The organism is Sporomusa termitida, assembly GCF_007641255.1.
GTDB classification, from domain to species: Bacteria; Bacillota; Negativicutes; order Sporomusales; family Sporomusaceae; genus Sporomusa; species Sporomusa termitida.
Genome location: NZ_CP036259.1, coordinates 3,354,890 through 3,373,192, shown reverse-complemented (window position 1 = coordinate 3,373,192; position 18,303 = coordinate 3,354,890). Strand labels below are relative to the sequence as shown.

Sequence of the window (18,303 nt, the reverse complement as noted above, 5' to 3'; positions counted from 1 at the left end):
CAATGCAAGTTTTGTACCATTTTCATTTGCTTCTGTATTTTTAGTTAAATTGGTTTTGAAATAAAGGTCCCAGCCGCCATGGAGCCACTGGTGACTACGCCTGAATTATAAAAGCGCAAGCTTTCGTACCGTAGAGGCAGAAAGCTTGCGCTTTTAAACTTAAATCCGCTTTGCAACTTGCAGCGTTGCTTTGGAGTTCAACTTCTTTCTCCATGGAAACACTGCCTCAGTAGCATTATTGGTACAAAAAAAGTAGCAATAATGCTACTAGTAGTATTATTGCTACTTTTCCTACTATTCAGGAGCGAATGCGTCTTAATTTTCGGTATAATATTGTCTTGTGTATCCCGATCTTTTCGGCCGCTTTTCGAACATTCCCCTCACATTGGTCTAGGACTTTAAGAATATATTGCTTCTCAGCCTCGGCAACAACTTCTTTTAAGGTAATGTTATGATCACAAAGATTTATCTGCAAAACATTTTCCGATAACTTTTCACTTTTATGCTGCCTCCCCCCCTCTTCCCCAGCGCCCTCTTTTAAAGATGGGGTAATGATATTCCCATTTATTAGTGCCAGCTCGGTTTCAGGGCAGGAACCTGTAATTACTAGTCGCTCGACGACATTACGCAACTCCCGCGCATTTCCCGGCCATTGATATTGCAACAACGCATCCATTGTCTGCCTGGTAAAAGTTTGGCCATAGCCATATTTCGTATTGAACAACGATAAAAAATGCTCAGCTAGAACAATAATATCTTCCAGCCTGTTACGTAACGGCGGTATCTGAATCGGAATAACGTTCAATCGATAATAGAGATCGTCACGAAACCGATTCTCTTCTACCATCTTTTTTAACTCCCTATTCGTAGCCGTGATCAAGCGAAAATCTGTTTTTCTGCCGGTTACACTGCCAATTCGTCGAATTTCATGACTTTCAAGCACACGCAGCAATTTAGCTTGCAGATGCAGCGGCAATTCTCCTATTTCGTCCAGAAATAATGTTCCTTTATCAGCAAGCTCCATGAGACCCACTTTCCCCTGCTTGGACGCCCCGGTAAAGGCTCCTTTTTCATAGCCAAACAATTCCGATTCCATAAGATGCTCTGGAATCGCTGCGCAATTTACATCTATGAACGGGCCATTGGCCCGCAAACTATTCTTATGCGTATATTTTGCCAGAAGATCTTTACCTGTGCCAGACTCGCCAAATAATATGATTGTACTATCGGCTTTTGCCACAGTATTCAGCTTGTGCAAAATGTTTTCCATTGCCTTACTAATAAAAACAATATTGTCTTTTTCGATGTATCTATGTCGTAAGTATTCAACTTCTGCTCGATACCGCTTGGTCAACGCCCGTTCCTCTTCGATCATCTTAATAAAGCCATCGACCCGCTCAGTATCAAAACTGTTGGTAATCACCACCGATACGTTGCCATCATCATCAAGAATCGGTCTACTTGTAGACACGATTTCTTTGCCGCTTTTAGTGCGATATATGCCTGAAAATAGCTGCTTTCTTTCGATAGCCTCCATAGTTGTCGACCGATCGTAATATCCTGCCTCTACCAGATTCTTTACATTAGCCCCCACTAGCTGATCCTCTGTCATATCCAACAACATACACACCGCAGGATTAACCACTAAAATATTTCCGTTTTTATCTGTCACAAAAAAGGTCTCTGCCGACGCGGCGATTAATTGAGCATAATCTGGCTTATTTTGCACCTTGCAGTCCCACCTCTCTGCGCCTGTATTTTTTTACTTTCCTACACCAAAAACCAGCTGGAACAGGTAATATGCCCTCTCCTTTACAATTTTCAAGGAAGCAATACTGGCCAAGCTTCGCATTCTCTTGCCCCTTGTATTTGACATAAGTTTGAAAATCCCTTTTAAAGACAACGGGGACGGAGACAACGGTCGAGTTTTTGTCACCTTTTATTGCCTGCACTATTAAGGGCAGAAACTATATCCCAATTCTTAAGGAAAAGTGTCAAGAGAACCGTCCGAAAGCACTGGAAAAGTCGATAAAGCAAGCGCCCCTGAATTATGGTAAAATATAACGGTAGATATTTGCGTAATGGAGGGGCTTGCCTTGCTAAAAAATGTGCCGCACCAATTAAGTATATATAGCGTGCTCTATGATAAAATTCCCAGTAATCATATTCTGAAGATTATCGCTGGTAACTTCATTAACGAGTTGCTGAAGGATTCGTACTGCCAGCATCTGGGGAGGCCGGCCAAAGAACCGGAAATGCTGGCCAAGATCCTCATTTTGCAATATCTATATAACTTATCCGATGTCAAAGTCATAGAAGAAGCCCGATTAAACTTAGCCTATATGTGGTTTTTGGGACTCAATCCCGAAGAGGATCTGCCGGACGCCAGCCTGCTGGCCAAGTTTAGGAAACATAGACTAAAAGAAACCAGTGTGGATGATATGATTCAGGAAGTGGTTCGCCAGTGTGTGGAAAAAGGCATAATTAAAGGAACCGGACTAAGCATTGACGCCACGCATACCCAGGCCAGTACTAAAAAAAAGTGCCGGAAAGAATCATGAAGCATCTGGGAAGAAGAATCATAAGGGCCATTGAGAAAGAAAACGGGGTAATCCCCGCCGAGCTCATTAGCGAAGTTCCCGACTATAAGCTCATAGAAGACCACAACGAAGCGAAGCAGAAAATGAAGTCTGCCCCGTCCCCCCTTTGATGGACAGTAGAAACGCGTAGTATACTGGAATCAGAGAGGGGAATGAAATGGTGAAACAGTTTAGCGCCGAGTTTAAACTGCAAGCGGTGAAAAGAGTAGAAGCGACCGGTGGGCCGGTATCCAAAGTGGCAGCCGAGTTAGGGATCAATGAGAATACGCTTCATGGGTGGTTGAAAAAGTATCGGGAAAAACCTAATGCCCCTTTTCCCGGCAGCGGCAAGCTCAGTCCAGACGATGAGCGGCTAAGAAAGCTAGAACGAGAAAATCGTGACCTGCGGGAGGAAAATGAGATTTTAAAAAAGGCGGCAGCGTACTTCGCGAAGAACCAGAAATAAAACGGTTCAAATTTATCAAAGCTAACCGCCAAACCTATCGGGTGGAGAAGCTGTGCAAAGTGCTGGGGGTATCCCGCAGTGGCTACTATGCATGGGAAAATCGCCCGAAAAGCCAAAGGGACTTAGAAAACGAGGCCATCTTGGCGCAGATTGAGCAACTTCATCAAACGAAACGCCATGTTTATGGTTGCCGTAAAATCTATCAAGAGTTGCGCCGTAAGGGTCTGAGAGTAAATCATAAGCGGATAGAACGCCTGATGAAGCAGGCGGGCATTCACTCTAAAACAGCCAAAATATTCAAGGCCACTACGAATTCGAAACATGCCCTTGCCGTTGCCGAAAACCTGTTAAACCGTGAGTTTACAGCCTCCAGGCCCAATCAAAAAATGGTCAGTGACATCACCTATCTATGGACGGAGGAAGGCTGGCTGTACGTGGCTGCCATCATTGACCTATGCGGGCAAAGAGTGGTCGGATTATCCATGAGTGAGCGGATGACCAAAGAACTGGTCATGCAGGCGTTAGACAGTGTCTGCAAGCGAGCTCGGCCGCCCCACGGCGTACTCATTCACTCCGATCGTGGCAGCCAGTATTGCTCTAAGGATTATCAGGATGTACTCAAAGAGCGCGGATTTATTTGCAGCATGTCCAGGAAGGGCAACTGTTGGGACAACGCACCAATGGAGGCATTTTGGGGCAAGATGAAATATGAATGGCTGATCGGGCAACGGTTTCAGACCCGCGAACAGGCCAGGGCCGCCGTATTTGAATATGTGGAAATCTTTTATAACCGGCAACGAATTCATGCCACCAATGGATACCGAACTCCCGAAGAGTACTATTTGTTGGCTATGGCTGCTTAAATCAGCGAAATAGTAAGCTATCCTGTGAAAAACTATGTTATCCTTGTGCTTTTTCTGTCTATTGAACGGGGGACGCCGCATAGTTCGCCCGTATCCCTGTCGACGATGGCCGCTGTCTGACCAGCCCAATCCACCTCTAACTGTTCACCCGGTTTTCGACTAATGTGCATCGTCGCTTTGGTAGTTGCCGCGAATTTTCGGTAATAATTGCAGTATTGTGTGTACTTTAGAGGAATCTCATTGCTGAGACGACAGGCCTCACAGTACTCACTCCATAGCAAACTAAGTGTAACGCCGCTTTTTGCCATCTCTCTGTGAATATGCTCGCTGTCTGGAATCCTGCGCGGCGATACCTGAATCCTTTCCGGGAATAACATTAGCTGAAGGTCTGGGTCGCCAACATCCTCTGGAAGCGGCCATAGCACGCCCTTCTGGTCAGCGCGGCTTAGTACATCGGCAACTGTGTTGCGGGAGCACTGACAACTTGATGCAATGCTTCGCTGGCTTAAGCCCATTTTGCTTAGCCTTAGGATATTTCGATACTTGGTCATTCTGAGTCCTCCCCATGTTTATTTGTGCTCTGCATTTCAGTAGCACTGTCTCCATTTTACTGGAGAAAAACATGGGTGGCTCTCAGATTAACATAGTGGCTCTATTAGATTAACAGGGTGGCTCTCAAACATTAACTCAGTGGCTCAATTGGCATTAACTTATTCAGGTTAAGGTTTTGGATGGGTTATTCATCTGCCGAATCAGCGTTGCCGAATGAGTTAAATGCCATTCTGCGAATTTGCCGCAGGATGGCATTATTTAGTATTTTTCAGTGTGGGTTATTAAGAACACCTGTAGACAAATTTGACTATAGGTAGTAATATTATCATATAATAAGGATATAAAAATACTACTAAGGGGCTGGTTTTCATGATGAATATAAAGCCGTCTGCGGCAATCCGCAAGAACTATAACGAGGTATCCGAGTTGTGCAAGCGCTCGGGTGAGCCGGTTTATCTGACAAAAAATGGCGAAGGTGACCTTGTAGTTATGGACATTGCGACCTATGCGCGGCGGGAGAGCATGCTGCGTTTACGGGAAAGCCTGGTTATTGCCGAAGAGAGCCGGCTGCAAGGAAATAGGGGGCATTCTGTAGACGATGTATCTGCCATGATGAAGGCCGCTGTCCGTGAGGTGCTGGATGGGCAGCGAAAATAGAATATTTACGGTTGTCATCTCCGAAGAAGCTGCCCAAATGCTGGTCTCTCACGCCCGGTTTTTAGCCCAGGTCAGTGAAGCGGCAGCCGCACGGCTTATTGAAGATTTCCAGAGCATGGCCAAATCGCTGGAGCAGTTTCCTGAAAGGAATCCAAGCCTGATTGATCCGCTTATTACGCCAGGGAAATATCGAAAGCTTTTGCTTGAGAGATATCTTTTGATTTACCAGATCAAAGGCTCCGTCGTTTGCATGGATGCGATTGTGAATACCCGCCAGAATTACGGATGGTTGCTGTAAATAAAAAGCGATTGAGCAGAAAGTCATTGTGATTTACTGCTCGATCTTGTTTTTTAAGTATCTGTTTCATCGACATTACCTTAGACGCAGGGGACGGTTAGCGTGAAAGTTAATCCTTATTTCAGCAATTCTACCGTGGCAAGCATTGCCATGACTGTTTTCTTGAGTCAACTTTTATCTCATTGTAAGAGCATTGTTCCTGTCTTTTAATATACAGTTGACTCTCTTAGCATAATTTTATTTTATATATTTCTGCATAAAGGAAGCTCTTTAACCTTCTTAACAAGGAGGTTGGCGTTTTTTGATGAATAAAAGTAGTATTAATTTATCGTAATTGGGGTGGCCACATTGACGAAATGGTGGATGGTTCGAGCTGGAGATAATAATGAATTAATATGATCCCTCGATCAATCAGCATTACCCTAATATTATTGGGGTGAAATGGGATAAAAAACGGTTATTACGCGATGTACTCTCGCAGGAGCAAAGAACTCCTTAGGCGGCATATCTACTGTATTTAGAGTCGACGATTGGGGCGGTGAATTTGATACACTGTTAGCCGGTAAAATAGTTGACATTGAACCAATGCAAGAAGAAGCGGACGCTGAATTTAATCATAATGATTTTATCCAACAAGCTAAATCAATGGTTGAAGACGCTATTGGCCATTTAGATCCATGGGAAATGCAGGACTTAGTTGCTGGTATACTACGGGCTATGGGTTATCAAGTACGGGTAAGTCCAAAAGGACCTGACGGAGGAGTCGATATCTTGGCTCACAAAGATGCTTTTGGCTTTGAAAAACCTGTTGTTAAAGTGCAAGTTAAACATAGAAAAGATACAAGTTCGGCCCCCGAGATTCAACAGCTTCTAGGAGCTAGCCCAATGGGGGGAAGCTGCATTTTTGTTGCAACAGGCGGTTTTAAATCTACTGCTGTAAAGGTCGCCCAACAAAATGATGTAAAATTAATTGATTTACCCGGATTAGCAGATTTACTGACCGACTGGTATGAGAGTCTTCCTAACGAGACAAAAGCGCTAATTCCGATGAAAAAAGTTTATGTTCCGTTTAAATGAATTTTTTCCTGCCCTTTAATGGTACAGGAGATCGAAAAGTGACCAGAAAGGATCGTGCCCTTTGTCTCTCTATGGACCGGGGGAGGGGCAGGAATTATATCCCGATTTTTATGAATTCTGTCGAGTGATAAAAAGGTATAAATGACTCAAGAGAACCGTCCCTTTGAGTCTGGATCTATCGAGAAGAATCGCATTGAAATATTGACTGTTTTTGCCATGTAAAATATACTTAAGTAGAAAAATAAATTACGTACGTAGGGAGAGTAACATGGTGAAGGGTTTTAGTTATTCATTTCCTGCTATCAGAGGAATTCAAGCTAAAGAAGAATATTATGTGGCAATGTGTCCTCTAGAAGTAATTTCTAAAATATTTCAATCTATCGATGAAGATTTCCCACCCGAATTTAGAGCTCAAAGGATTTTGAATAAATCTAGAATTCCTGAAATTACTGGTTATATAATAAATAATCCAGATAGTTATGTATTTTCGTCACTTACAGCTTCTGTTGATGGTGATATTATATTTACTCCATTTTCAGAGACGGATTTAGGAACACTTCAGATACCAATAAAAGCCAAATTTTTAATAAATGACGGCCAACATAGGAGGGCCGCAATAGAAGAAGCTCTTAAGATCAATAAAGAACTGGAAAATGAAACAATCTCTGTTGTCTTTTTTAAGGATAATGGCTTAAAGAAGAGTCAACAAATGTTTGCAGATTTAAACAAACATGCAGTCAATACAACAAAGTCGATTGGAATTTTATATGACAATCGTGATCCATTAGCGTTATTATCTAAAAAAGTAGTTGAGAGTATTCCGTTACTGAAACGTTTCACAGATCAAGAAGCAGATAATTTATCAAAATATTCCCCTAGAATTTTTACTTTAACAAATATACATAGTTCAATTTGTTGTATCCTTGGAAAGAAAAAAGGCGACAAGATTAACAAAAATGATGAAAAATTTGTGATGGATTATTGGAAAGCGCTATGTAATACCATGCATGAATGGAAACAAGTTCAGGACAAGGCTTTAAGCGCTTCTGAATGCAGGAAAGATTATATTAATGCTCATGGAGTTGTGCTAGTAGCTTTGGGGCATTTAGGCAACTATCTTTACTGCAATAACATTCAAGAGTATGTGGAATATATAAATTGTTTAAATAAAATAGATTGGAGCCGTTCAAATAATAAAGACTGGAATGGACGAGCCTTAACACCTAAAGGAACTATAAATAAAAATACTACTGCGATCAGGTTAACTTATAATAAAATTAAGCATTTAATTGGTTTTAAACTTGATGAACAGGAAAAGACACTAGATGAAATGATGATAAATCAAAGTGAGGCACAACAATGAGCAATGGGCTATTTCAAGAATCTGTAATAGATGACATATTAGACGAAATTGAGTTGGTCTATAAACATGATAAAAAACCTTGGATAATCGGTTATAGCGGGGGTAAAGATTCAACGACTGTTTGCCAGCTAGTGTTTAGTATGTTAAAACGTTTACCCAAAGAGGAACGTATAAAACCAGTATATATAGTATCTTCCGATACTATGGTAGAAAATCCTATAGTAATAGAGTATTTGAAAGAAATGCTGCAAATGATTGACCAGAGTGCTAAAGCACAAGAACTGGCCATATTTGCGCGTCTGGTACGGCCACGAATAGAAGAAACTTTTTGGAGTTCGCTTATAGGGTTGGGGTACCCAACCCCAGAACCACCAGGCTTTAGGTGGTGTACTGATAGACTAAAAATTTATCCGTCAAATAGATTTATTCGTGAAAGAGTTGAAAATGAAGGTGAAGTAGTCATTCTTTTAGGAGTAAGAAAGGCAGAAAGTGCAGCAAGAGCAAGGAGAATTGAAGAAAGAAAAATAGTGGGTAAACTATTAAATAAACATGAAGTGATTGACGGAGCATACGTATATAACCCAATATCCGAACTTTCAACTGAAGAAGTTTGGTCTATTCTCTTGAATACCAATAATGGGATATCTCCATGGGGATCAGATAATAATTTTCTCTTGTCACTATATAAGAGTGAAGAAGGGGGAGAATGCCCATTCACAATAGTTGAAACAAAAAAAGATGCTAATATACCAACTTGTGGCAATACCCGTTTCGGTTGTTGGGTTTGTACAATGGTAAGAGAAGATAAATCACTGAAAGGGTTCATTGAAAGCGGTGAGCGGTGGCTAGTACCATTGCGGGAATTTCGTGATTGGTTATTAAGCATTAGAAATGACCCGAACTTAAGAGATACCAAGCGAAGGGACGGTACCGTATATGAAAAGGGTGATGGGAGCCGGGGGTTTGGTCCTTTTACATTAACAGGCCGAAAAATTATTTTGGAAAAACTACTGGAAGTTGAGAATGAAGTTGGCATTGACCTTATTACCATCGATGAATTGAGAAAGATAGATGAAATCTGGGATAAAGAAGGAGATCTTTCCAGAAGAGAATTAGTGGATTTATATAAAAAAATTAAAGGTAAACCATTGCCATGGGATACCTTTAAAAAGCCACTTTATGATGAAAAGATTATTGATCAGCTAAAAATATATTGCGAGCAATACGGTATTGAATTTGAATTAATAAGTAAGCTTATTATTTCAATAAACACTAATAAACTTAATACTCGTAGACCAGTGCTTAAAGAATCTTTTGAAAAAATTCTTAATGCTTCATGGCTACATCACCATCACATTAAAGAAGGTTTTGATTATGATAATTAATAAAATTTGTTTATGTAATTTTGGCTCATTCGAGGGGACAGTAAATCTTGATATTGCTGTGAATTCAGAATTTCAGAATGTAGTTCTAGTTGGTGGAAAGAATGGAGCAGGAAAGACTACATTATTTACAGCAATAAAATTAGCTTTATATGGGCCAGTTGCTTTTGGCTATGATAGCACAACTTCTAGTTACTATCGAAGAATGAAAAAACTAATTAATAAAAATTCTCTAGGTAAACCAGATTTGAATACATATGTTGAACTCAATTTTGATTTAGAAGAAGAACGAGATTTAGCTAACTATAAACTTATCAGACAATGGAATTATGAAGAGCAAAAATTGATTGAAAAATTTTGTGTTTATAGAAACGGCGAGATATTAAATATTGAAGAGAGAGAGAGCTTTGAAAGTTATCTAAAAATATTAATTCCCCCGCAATTATTTGACCTGTTCTTTTTTGATGGTGAAAAAATAAGTGACTTCTTTCTTGAGGGGAATAGCGCAAAGAATTTAAGAGAAGCGCTTTTGGTCCTTTGCGGCTATGATACCTTTGATATTATGAAAAACAATTTTCGAAGATTTATTCATCAAGAGCATGACTATTCATTAAATGAAGAAGAGACTAATGTTGCAAGACTAAAAAATGAGTTAGATAATAACGAGAAATCAATTATATTAGAGAAGGTAAAGATTTCTGATTTACAAGCTGAAATAGAAAAGACTGAAGAAGAAGAACGGCAATTGGAAAAGGATTTTAGAAAAGCTGGTGGATTACTCGCTCAAGAGATTACACAATTAAAAAATGAGATTTATAGAGAAGAAAAAAATAGAGAAGAAAAACATGAGTGGCTTAAAGAATTTGCCAATAATTATTTGCCTTTTATTATAGTTAATCCGCTTATTTCGGAAGTTAAAAATCAAATAATCAAAGAAAATAAATATCAAAAATATATAGCAGTAAAAGAAACACTTGATGAAAGCTTTATTAGTCGAATTATTCAAGACCAAGTTAATAATTCGAATATAAGGATTGTTGACTCTTACGATCAAGATTGTGCCAATGTGTTTTCACGAATTTTATCAGAACATATAGATGAGAGACTTAAGCCTAATTTTGATCTTAACTCATTTGAGTTGATTCATAATCTGTCTCATGACAATGAGGAAAAGGTTCTAGAGTTAATTCGTATTATCGAAGGCATGGATATAAACATTATTACTGATACTAAACTTGACATTACTCGGTCTTTAGCAAAAACACAGAAGCTCAAAAAGAAACTGGAATTCAGCGAAAAGAATAATGAAGAACTTTCAGCATATTCTTTGTTTATAGAAGAAAAAAAGGAAAAGATTCGTACTTTGATTATGGATAAAGGAAAAGCTGAAATTTATTTAGAAACCCTAATTGAGCAAAATAAAGAATTAAAGGTGAGGTTAAATAAAGCTCAGGAAATACTTGAAAGCGTTAGAAAAGATAAGTCAATTTATCTTCTGTGTAACAAGTCATATGAAATGTTATCAGACTTTATACCAATGTTAATAAAAGATAAATTAAGTGATATTAAGAAAAATTTCATGTATATGTTTAAACAACTTATTTCCAAGGACAACTATGTTGACGAGATAGAAATTGATGAAGATTTTAATGTTACACTTTATAGGCGCAGTAATATGCGAATGGACAAGCTCGGCAATATAATTGAGAAAATTGGATTAGAAGCATTTTCAACTCAAATAGGAGAACTTTGTGTGAAAGAGTTGATAATTACTTTAGGAATTTCTAAAAAAACAGAGTTAGAAAAGAATTTAGTAGGATATGAGGGAAATCAAGAAGTTACGGTTCCAATTAAAGTTGATATTAAGGAATTTTCTAAGGGTGAACAGCAAATATATATTATGTCACTTTACTGGGCATTAGTCAAAATCTCCAATAATAGAGTGCCTTTTATAATTGATACACCATATGCACGAATAGACAGTGTGCATCGGGCAAACATAACTACACGCTTTTTCCCAAGTCTAAGTAGTCAGGTTCTAGTATTATCGACTGACGAAGAAGTAAATCAGGATTATTATAAAATACTGAAACCGCATATTGCAAAAGAATTCCTTATTGCTTATTCTGATACTGAACAACGTACATTATTGGATGAAAAATATTTTTTTGAGGTTGCATCATGATATTTAGGTTAAGAACTTCTCAAAAAACGATGACAATATTCACGGAGTTACAGAAGAAAACTAATTTAAAACCTTTTGCTTTATCCAAGATAGCTATTGCCTTATCGTTAAAAGAAGATCAAGATAGTTTGCGATTTGACACAGATACGAATGGCTTAGATTTGAACAAGCAAACAATAACAGGAAAGTATGATAACTTATACAAATGTTTGATGGAACAGCACTGCGGATATCATCTCACAGAAGAAGATTACTTCCCGAAATATGTAAAAGCGCACTTAGATAGAGGCGCTGTAATTCTTCATAACGAATTTAGATATGCGAAAGACTTAATCTCATATCTGGCTGGACTTGAGGGGGCTGCAATATGATTTATCTTGATAATAGTGCAACAACTCCGATTGATCCCGAAGTGAAGACCGCAATGCTTCCATATTTAGAAGAAGAATATGGAAATCCTTCCAGCAAATATTACTTGCTCGCTGAAAATGCTCGGAGAGCAGTGGAAGAGAGCCGCGCAAAACTGGCTGAGTTAATAAATGCAGATCCTGACGAAATTATCTTTACGAGTTGTGCGTCTGAAAGTAATAATATGGTTATTAAGGGAGTTGCCGACTACAAAAAGCACGTTGAGAACAAAGGAAATCATATACTCACATCATCAGTCGAGCATAAATCTGTACTCCAGACTTGTCAATTTCTAGCCGGCTTTGACACTGCAATCATGAATAAGGAAATGAATCGCTTTAGACCTGGAAGAAGGGCGAATAAGATAATAGATAGAGGATATGAGGTGAGTTTCCTTCCAGTAAATGCTTACGGACAAGTTGAAAAGGAAACTTTGGAAAATTCAATGAGGGAAAGTACTACTTTAGTTTCGATAATATGGGGTAATAATGAAATTGGTACGCTTAACTCAGTAACAGAGTTTGCAGAATTATTTCGGGAAAGGAGTATGTTATTTCACTCAGATGCAACACAAGTATTAGGAAAAGTTAATATTGATGTCAAGGAAACTCCGATTGATTTTTTATCTTTCTCAGCGCATAAAATCTTTGGGCCAAAGGGAATAGGGGCCTTATATATTCGAAAGGATAAATATGGCCTGAAGCCCCTGCTGACAGCTCTTATACATGGTGGGAGTCAGGAGGAGGGTTATAGAGCGGGCACACTTTCCGTTCATAATATTGTTGGCTTTGGAAAGGCAGCGGAGATAGCAAAAAGAGATAAAGATACCTATATTCCACATATACTACAACTAGAAAAAAAGCTCAAAGAGGAGCTTCTAACTAACTTCCCAAGTATTCAATTTAATGGCCATCCGACGGAAAAGATTCCAGGAGTAATAAGTTTTACGATTCCAGGGTTAAGTAATGAATTGTTTATAAAAAAGATAAAAGATGATGTGGCTATGTCAACTGGATCGGCATGTTCTGCTGACGAGCCTTCATATGTATTGAAGGCGATAGGGCGAGGTGCAGCTACTTCAAATACATTTAGAGTCACTATATCAAAAAACGAAAAAGAAAATGATATTAATGAATTCATAAAAAAAGTATGTACAAGCTAGCTTGTACATACTTTTTAAAATCTATCTTAAAGAACGTCAGCATCAAGAATCCTTTCGTAGTTCTCTTTATGAATATTATTAATATATGAATCATTTACTGAAACAATGAATTTCCTAAACTCAGGATTTTACTTGCTAATTTATTAATTGTGTCCCAATCGAGAGTGTCCTTACTTTTCGCAGATAATAAATTTCAAAAGTAAGCTTCAACTGAATCTTCAGCTTTTGCAGGCCCTGCAATTGAGTATATTGAGTATTGTAGTATTCCGGACCTGAATACACGCCAGTCCGGTCGTAGGAACCTGCGATTCCGGCTAAATAGAAACCGTGATACCAGAGGTGGAACAGCCTGGCAGGTCCTCCTATATAATGTATTTATGCCCCTACTGGTGTAAAATGCATTTGGAGGAGGTCAGCAAATGACCAAGTACCGTGGGATCCTAGATTGCAAATCTGGGATTTAGTCAGCAGAACATTTGCCTACAGCAGCAATGTCTAAGTAAACAGTCAAGCGAGTCATCAATAGAACTAGGGCGCTGAACATCTCATGTCCATTGGACGACAGCGCTTTTGGGACGGAGGCTTGCAAGCAGTATGTATTCAGTCAATATGTCAGGCTTCCGGATCTGCTTTTTGATCTTGAAATTGCAAGATCAGAAGGATGCTACAAAAAAACGTTAGAAAATATACTAAGCCAATGTTGCTCATCCTGGATGAATGGCTGCTCCTAAAACTCCCAGAATGTGAAAGCAAGAATATCTTTGAACTTTTTCATAAGCACTGTAAAAAATCCGCTACTGTCGTCTTTTGCTCTCAGTTCCGCCTGGAAAGCTGGTATGAGCAATTGGGCGGCGAATGGTTAAGATAATAGGTAAAAGCTTCAGCGAGTGGATTATTCAGTGCGGTTTCCATTTCCAGACAGGTGGTTTCTAAACCTCCGGAACTGCGGCTCCGCCGCAACTGAATATCCATTATTTATTGTCAAAATTGTCTTCAGAATCCGATATACGTAGAGTAGAAGAATTATTAGTTTTTCAAGGTAAGTTTTGTACCAATTTTTTCAAATTAATTTTTATATTATTTAAGATGTCATTATTTATATCACTATGTAATACAATATGTTTTTTACTTCTATTATATGTTTTTATTTGCTTTAATATGTCAAGATTTTCGCTTAAAGCAGTTTTTAAATTTCCACGCTCAAAACGCAAATAAAGATTACCTTCTTTATCGTTAAATTCTAGTCTAAATAAAAAATCTTTGTCAATATCGAAAGAGCCCTCAGAAGATTTTTTATATAAATGTATATTACGTTGCAGTCCAATTGCATGGTATGACCTGTCATAAATATTCTCAAAAAACCATATAACAAAATCCTGAATAATTTCGCTATTCGGTAGCCTGTTTAGAAATACAGCAACTTTTTTATTAGTTATTTCGGATCTAATTTCACCAATACTTCCCCAATCTTTTTCTTTGTATTCTTCTAAAGTTGTTGTATTACTCACACTAATATAAGTTTCTATGTTTATTAGTTTTTTGCTCAAGTAATTCATTGGAAGTTATATTTGACCATTCAAAAAAAAGTTTAAAATAATCAATAATGCTAGGTGGTAAAACATATGTATCGATATGTTTAAATTCGTCATCATTATTATCTTCATTGTTATTATTTTGTACCAGATAACAGTTTCTAAAGATATGTTTACAAATAATAGTATTAGAAAAATAAAAGATCTATAGAAATCTTGTTCAACATCTTTTATAAAGCCCAGAAAGTTTAATAAATCTAAATCAATGTAATTATTATTAAATATAGCATTTTTTGTATTTGAATTTAATAAAAACATAGTTTAGAAAAAATTAAGTTAAGGATACGTTTTATTCGTCTCAGATTTATATTTGCCTTTACAATAAGTTGCGTTATAAGTTTTTTGGGGTAATTTATTTTTAAATTCTTCATAATAATTTTTATTGAATTCTTTAAAGTTTGCTGAAATATATTGCTTTGGCTGTATTAAATAACTTATAAAAGTAGCAATTCCATCTGTGTTAAGCGGTGGAATATTAAAAGGTATTTGAATTATTTTTTCTAGATATTCTCTGGCGAATTTACTTAAACTGCTTTTATAGGGATGTTTATTAGTTTCTAAAAAATCATTTTGATCTTCTTCTTGTTGGAACTGTCACCGCCGGGATATAATTGACCCATAGAGCCGAAAAGAAATTGACCCACACCAAAATCATAAGCTACCATGGGGATTGACAAGATCACCAGGAGGTAGCAAATGTTAAGGAGTGGGCTAATACTTATGATACGGCAAAAAGCTTTGGCGGGTCAATCCCCGTATACAATTGGCAAAGAATTAGGTATATCGAAAAATACGGCAAAGAAATATGCTGCCGGTGATACAGGACAGCACCGGCTGAAAGGTCGGACAAGGCCTTCTAAACTCGATCCATTTAAGTCCATAATCGACGAAATGGTACAAAACGGCATATTCAACTGTGTAGTAATCTATGAACACCTACAAAACCTTGGTTATACAGGCGGCATTACCATCCTTAAGGACTATGTGAAGGACATGCGTCCAGCAAGGAATTCACCGGCGGTAAGGCGATATGAAACCCCTCCCGGTAAACAGGCTCAGATGGACTGGGGCATCACTCACTACCTGGATGAGCATGGCATCGTTCATAAAACGCCGGTATTCGTGATGATCATGGGTAGCTCAAGAAGTAAGTATGTGGAGTTCACGAAACGCTGCGATTTCTACAGCCTGCTTCGCTGCATGGTAAACGCCTTCGAATATTTCGGCGGTGTTCCCCAGGTTGTTCTCACTGACAGGATGAAGACAGTCATTGATGGCAGCGAGGCCGGCAAGCCGCTCTGGAATAAGCGCTTTGAGGATTTTGCCGCCGATATGGGCTTCCTACCAAAGTTTGTCGGCCGAGAAGGCCTCAGACTAAAAAGGTAAGGTAGAACGGCTTGTGGACTATGTAAAAAAAACAACTTCCTTCCAGGCAGACAGTTTCTGGATGTTGACGACCTGAATCTTCAGGCACTGGAGTGGTGCCGTAAAGTGGATAGCAAACCACATGGTACTACGGGCGAAATACCACTTCATGCTTTACAGAAGGAGCCGCTCCTGCCTCTACCGGATAAAGCGGTTCGCGATAACTATCGCTGGGAACTGCGAAAAGTGACGCGCGATGGTTTTGTCAGCTTTGATGGAGCTAAATACGGCGTACCTTGGCAGTATAGCGGACGTGAAGTCAGAGTGCGAATTTCCGGTGACAAATTTGAGGCTTATGACGGCGAAGTGAGAATCGCCCATCATAAAGTGGTATATACATCGGGCAGAATCGTCTGGCTCAAAGGCCAGTATGAAGGATTGGCAGAAAGAAATGGGATGGCAGCCCCGTTTTCGTATGCGAAGCAGACGGACAACCCGACGGTTGAAATCAGGCCGCTCAGCTTGTATGACAGGGTTGCCGGGGTGATCTGATGATAGAACTGGAACACACCCGTGACCTTTAAAAGAACTGGGACTTAGCACGGCATCTGAGCTGCTGGATGCACGGCTAGGCTGCGGCTCACAGTGAACTAACTTATTTATCATTCCTCGGAGGGCTTCTCGAAGTAGAGAACGCCGAGCGTAAACGGCGCAGCGAAGAAACAAGGATGAAATTATCTCGTCTTCCGCACCGTAAAACACTGGATGATTTCGATTTCAACTTTCAGCCAGGCATAGATAGCAGACAAATGAAAGAACTGGCAACACTAGCCTTTGCGGCACGGCGAGAAAATGTAGTGTTTCTCGGTCCGCCTGGTGTGGGTAAGACCCATCTTGCCGTTGGCCTGGCGGTTGAGGCGCTCAGAGCAGGCCTCACAGTATATTTCGTCAGCTTGGCTCAGCTCATTGCTGATTTGAAAAAAGCCATGCTGACCGGTAAACTGGACCGGCGATGGAGGGTCTACACAAGGCCAGCCATACTGATCATTGATGAGGTTGGGTATGCGCAGCTCGACCGCGAGGCAGCGGAGTTAATGTTCCAGCTAATCTGCTCACGCTACGAGAAGGGCAGCATAATACTTACTAGCAACAAGTTCTTTAGCGACTGGGGCGAATTAATGAGCGACACCGTAATTGCAACGGCCTTGCTGGACCGGTTACTGCATCATGCCCATGTCATCAACATTCGCGGAGACACTTATAGACTCAGGGATAGATTGAAGACCGGCGTAAAAACGGTGCCACCGGCTGACATCCATGCAGCGGACAAACCGGCGATATCTTGATCGGCGGTTACGGGCTCCGGCGTTTTTACTTCCGGCGAGTGGGTCATTTTTCAACCGGCGATTCGGTCATTTTTAATCCGGCGTTGACAGAACTGAATAAAGTCTTTATACTTTAGCGACAGTGCATTTTCTAAATACTCTTTATCACATCCAAGAAAGAAGATACAGTTTCTAGAATTTAATACTAGTTTAATAGACTCAATTACTTCCATAACTTTATCGGCGGGGCATCTATCTAAATCATCAATAAAAATTATAACTTTTTTTGTTTCGAAAATTTCTGCATTTAATATAAATTTTATGGTTTCTTTTTTTGCAAAATTTTCCGTAATAAAATCATCTATAATTTGTTTTTGGCTTGGAAAGTTTAACTTATTAAAATCATATTCAACCTTTGCTAATTGTAGGTCTGCTGTAATTTTAAAAGGTTTTAATATTAATTTAAAAAGTGTGGAAATAATATCTTCTTGTTTTTTCTCATTATTACATAAATGACTTTCTGTTTCTTTGTATAATTTAGTCAAAAATGTTGCAACAAAATTATTATCATTCCCATACTCCCATGGGTTGAGCTCAATCGTAAAGAATTTATTTGTTAAATCTAGATTTTTTTTTATTAAGCTCAAGAATGTTGATTTTCCTACACCCCATTTTCCATGGACACCGAAAACAACAGGTAAACTCATTAGTTCATTATGATTACAAATTATATATTCAAAAGCTTTAATATAAGGTAGATAACCCAAGTAATCAGATTCACTTATACAGTCATTAATAAAGTTAGTTGCAGGCATAAAATTCACCTTCTTTTGTAAGTTACTGTATTGTGAGTGCAGCCTATACGTTAGTCGTTATGTATGCCTTCCCTCAGAGATGCTAATCCTATTTCAATATTACTTTGAAGTCAGAAGTCTTAATCAGGGATTCCCTAGCGATTAGCCTGTGCAATCCTGGCAATGTGATATTCAATTTACTCGTAATATTCTAGTTTCCTAATTATTGAAAACA

At 38.9% G+C, this 18,303-nt stretch carries 13 protein-coding genes and 4 pseudogenes; 14 read left to right on the top strand and 3 right to left on the bottom strand.

Features of this window, described 5'->3' with window-relative positions; genetic code table 11:
* Positions 1-298: 298 nt before the first annotated feature.
* Complete coding sequence (locus SPTER_RS15860; protein ID WP_144351269.1) at positions 299-1,729, bottom strand: sigma-54 interaction domain-containing protein; 1,431 nt, start codon at positions 1,727-1,729, stop codon at positions 299-301.
* Positions 1,730-2,081: 352 nt separating this feature from the next.
* Here SPTER_RS15860 and SPTER_RS26050 point away from each other — a divergent pair.
* The 12 genes and pseudogenes from SPTER_RS26050 to SPTER_RS25790 form a co-directional block, all read left to right on the top strand.
* Positions 2,082-2,351: pseudogene (locus tag SPTER_RS26050) on the top strand (transposase); the annotation flags it as partial.
* Positions 2,352-2,360: 9 nt separating this feature from the next.
* A pseudogene (locus tag SPTER_RS26045) lies at positions 2,361-2,689 on the top strand (transposase); the annotation flags it as partial.
* A 71-nt stretch (positions 2,690-2,760) separates the two neighbouring features.
* Positions 2,761-3,908 (top strand): IS3 family transposase gene (locus SPTER_RS15850; protein ID WP_246105599.1). Its coding sequence is split into 2 segments (ribosomal slippage): positions 2,761-3,016 and positions 3,016-3,908, totalling 1,149 coding nucleotides; the frame shifts between segments, so codons are not numbered across the junction.
* Positions 3,909-4,829: 921 nt separating this feature from the next.
* The gene (locus SPTER_RS15845) at positions 4,830-5,117 is read left to right on the top strand and encodes a type II toxin-antitoxin system prevent-host-death family antitoxin (protein WP_144351266.1); all 288 of its coding nucleotides are present in this window, start codon (positions 4,830-4,832) and stop codon (positions 5,115-5,117) included.
* Positions 5,101-5,415, top strand: a complete 315-nt coding sequence (locus SPTER_RS15840) for a type II toxin-antitoxin system RelE/ParE family toxin (RefSeq protein WP_144351265.1) — start codon at positions 5,101-5,103, stop codon at positions 5,413-5,415. Before SPTER_RS15845 ends, SPTER_RS15840 begins: the two co-directional genes overlap by 17 nt.
* A gap of 585 nt (positions 5,416-6,000) precedes the next feature.
* Complete coding sequence (locus SPTER_RS15835; RefSeq protein ID WP_144351264.1) at positions 6,001-6,492, top strand: restriction endonuclease; 492 nt, start codon at positions 6,001-6,003, stop codon at positions 6,490-6,492.
* Positions 6,493-6,760: 268 nt separating this feature from the next.
* On the top strand, positions 6,761-7,855 hold the full coding sequence (gene dndB / locus SPTER_RS15830) for a DNA sulfur modification protein DndB (RefSeq protein ID WP_144351263.1): 1,095 nt from the start codon (positions 6,761-6,763) through the stop codon (positions 7,853-7,855).
* Entirely contained in the window at positions 7,852-9,240 is a 1,389-nt protein-coding gene (dndC, locus tag SPTER_RS15825; RefSeq protein ID WP_144351262.1) for a DNA phosphorothioation system sulfurtransferase DndC, read from the top strand. The genes dndB and dndC overlap by 4 nt, the downstream gene beginning before the upstream one ends.
* Positions 9,230-11,422, top strand: coding sequence for a DNA sulfur modification protein DndD (gene dndD / locus SPTER_RS15820; protein WP_170233299.1), 2,193 nt, complete (start codon positions 9,230-9,232; stop codon positions 11,420-11,422). Before dndC ends, dndD begins: the two co-directional genes overlap by 11 nt.
* Positions 11,419-11,793 carry a DndE family protein gene (locus SPTER_RS15815; RefSeq protein WP_144351260.1) on the top strand — a complete coding sequence of 125 codons (375 nt, stop codon included), beginning with the start codon at positions 11,419-11,421 and terminating at the stop codon, positions 11,791-11,793. Before dndD ends, SPTER_RS15815 begins: the two co-directional genes overlap by 4 nt.
* Positions 11,790-12,992 (top strand): cysteine desulfurase family protein, encoded by a 1,203-nt coding sequence (locus SPTER_RS15810; RefSeq protein ID WP_144351259.1) that lies wholly within the window; start codon positions 11,790-11,792, stop codon positions 12,990-12,992. The genes SPTER_RS15815 and SPTER_RS15810 overlap by 4 nt, the downstream gene beginning before the upstream one ends.
* A gap of 661 nt (positions 12,993-13,653) precedes the next feature.
* A complete protein-coding gene (locus SPTER_RS25790) occupies positions 13,654-13,860 on the top strand; it encodes an ATP-binding protein (protein WP_144351258.1) in 207 nt (68 codons plus the stop codon).
* Positions 13,861-14,026: 166 nt separating this feature from the next.
* Here the strand turns inward: SPTER_RS25790 and SPTER_RS15800 are convergent, their stop codons facing one another.
* Complete coding sequence (locus SPTER_RS15800; protein ID WP_144351257.1) at positions 14,027-14,539, bottom strand: hypothetical protein; 513 nt, start codon at positions 14,537-14,539, stop codon at positions 14,027-14,029.
* Positions 14,540-15,280: 741 nt separating this feature from the next.
* Between SPTER_RS15800 and istA the strand changes: the two are divergent.
* Together istA and istB are read left to right on the top strand one after the other, a co-directional pair.
* Positions 15,281-16,501, top strand: a pseudogene (istA, locus tag SPTER_RS15795) (IS21 family transposase).
* A 143-nt stretch (positions 16,502-16,644) separates the two neighbouring features.
* Positions 16,645-17,295: pseudogene (gene istB / locus SPTER_RS15790) on the top strand (IS21-like element helper ATPase IstB); the annotation flags it as partial.
* Positions 17,296-17,345: 50 nt separating this feature from the next.
* Here istB and SPTER_RS15785 read toward each other — a convergent pair.
* Entirely contained in the window at positions 17,346-18,089 is a 744-nt protein-coding gene (locus tag SPTER_RS15785; protein ID WP_144351256.1) for a KAP family P-loop NTPase fold protein, read from the bottom strand.
* Positions 18,090-18,303 lie beyond the last annotated feature (214 nt).

Excerpts from the sequence above, each read along its gene's own strand:
- dndB (WP_144351263.1), top strand. The coding sequence starts at position 6,761 with ATGGTGAAGGGTTTTAGTTATTCATTTCCTGCTATCAGAGGAATTCAA.
- dndC (WP_144351262.1), top strand. The coding sequence starts at position 7,852 with ATGAGCAATGGGCTATTTCAAGAATCTGTAATAGATGACATATTAGAC.
- SPTER_RS25790 (WP_144351258.1), top strand. The coding sequence starts at position 13,654 with ATGCTACAAAAAAACGTTAGAAAATATACTAAGCCAATGTTGCTCATC.
- SPTER_RS15840 (WP_144351265.1), top strand. The coding sequence starts at position 5,101 with ATGGGCAGCGAAAATAGAATATTTACGGTTGTCATCTCCGAAGAAGCT.
- SPTER_RS15815 (WP_144351260.1), top strand. The coding sequence starts at position 11,419 with ATGATATTTAGGTTAAGAACTTCTCAAAAAACGATGACAATATTCACG.
- SPTER_RS15785 (WP_144351256.1), bottom strand. The coding sequence starts at position 18,089 with ATGCCTGCAACTAACTTTATTAATGACTGTATAAGTGAATCTGATTAC.
- SPTER_RS15810 (WP_144351259.1), top strand. The coding sequence starts at position 11,790 with ATGATTTATCTTGATAATAGTGCAACAACTCCGATTGATCCCGAAGTG.
- SPTER_RS15845 (WP_144351266.1), top strand. The coding sequence starts at position 4,830 with ATGATGAATATAAAGCCGTCTGCGGCAATCCGCAAGAACTATAACGAG.
- dndD (WP_170233299.1), top strand. The coding sequence starts at position 9,230 with ATGATAATTAATAAAATTTGTTTATGTAATTTTGGCTCATTCGAGGGG.
- SPTER_RS15835 (WP_144351264.1), top strand. The coding sequence starts at position 6,001 with ATGCAAGAAGAAGCGGACGCTGAATTTAATCATAATGATTTTATCCAA.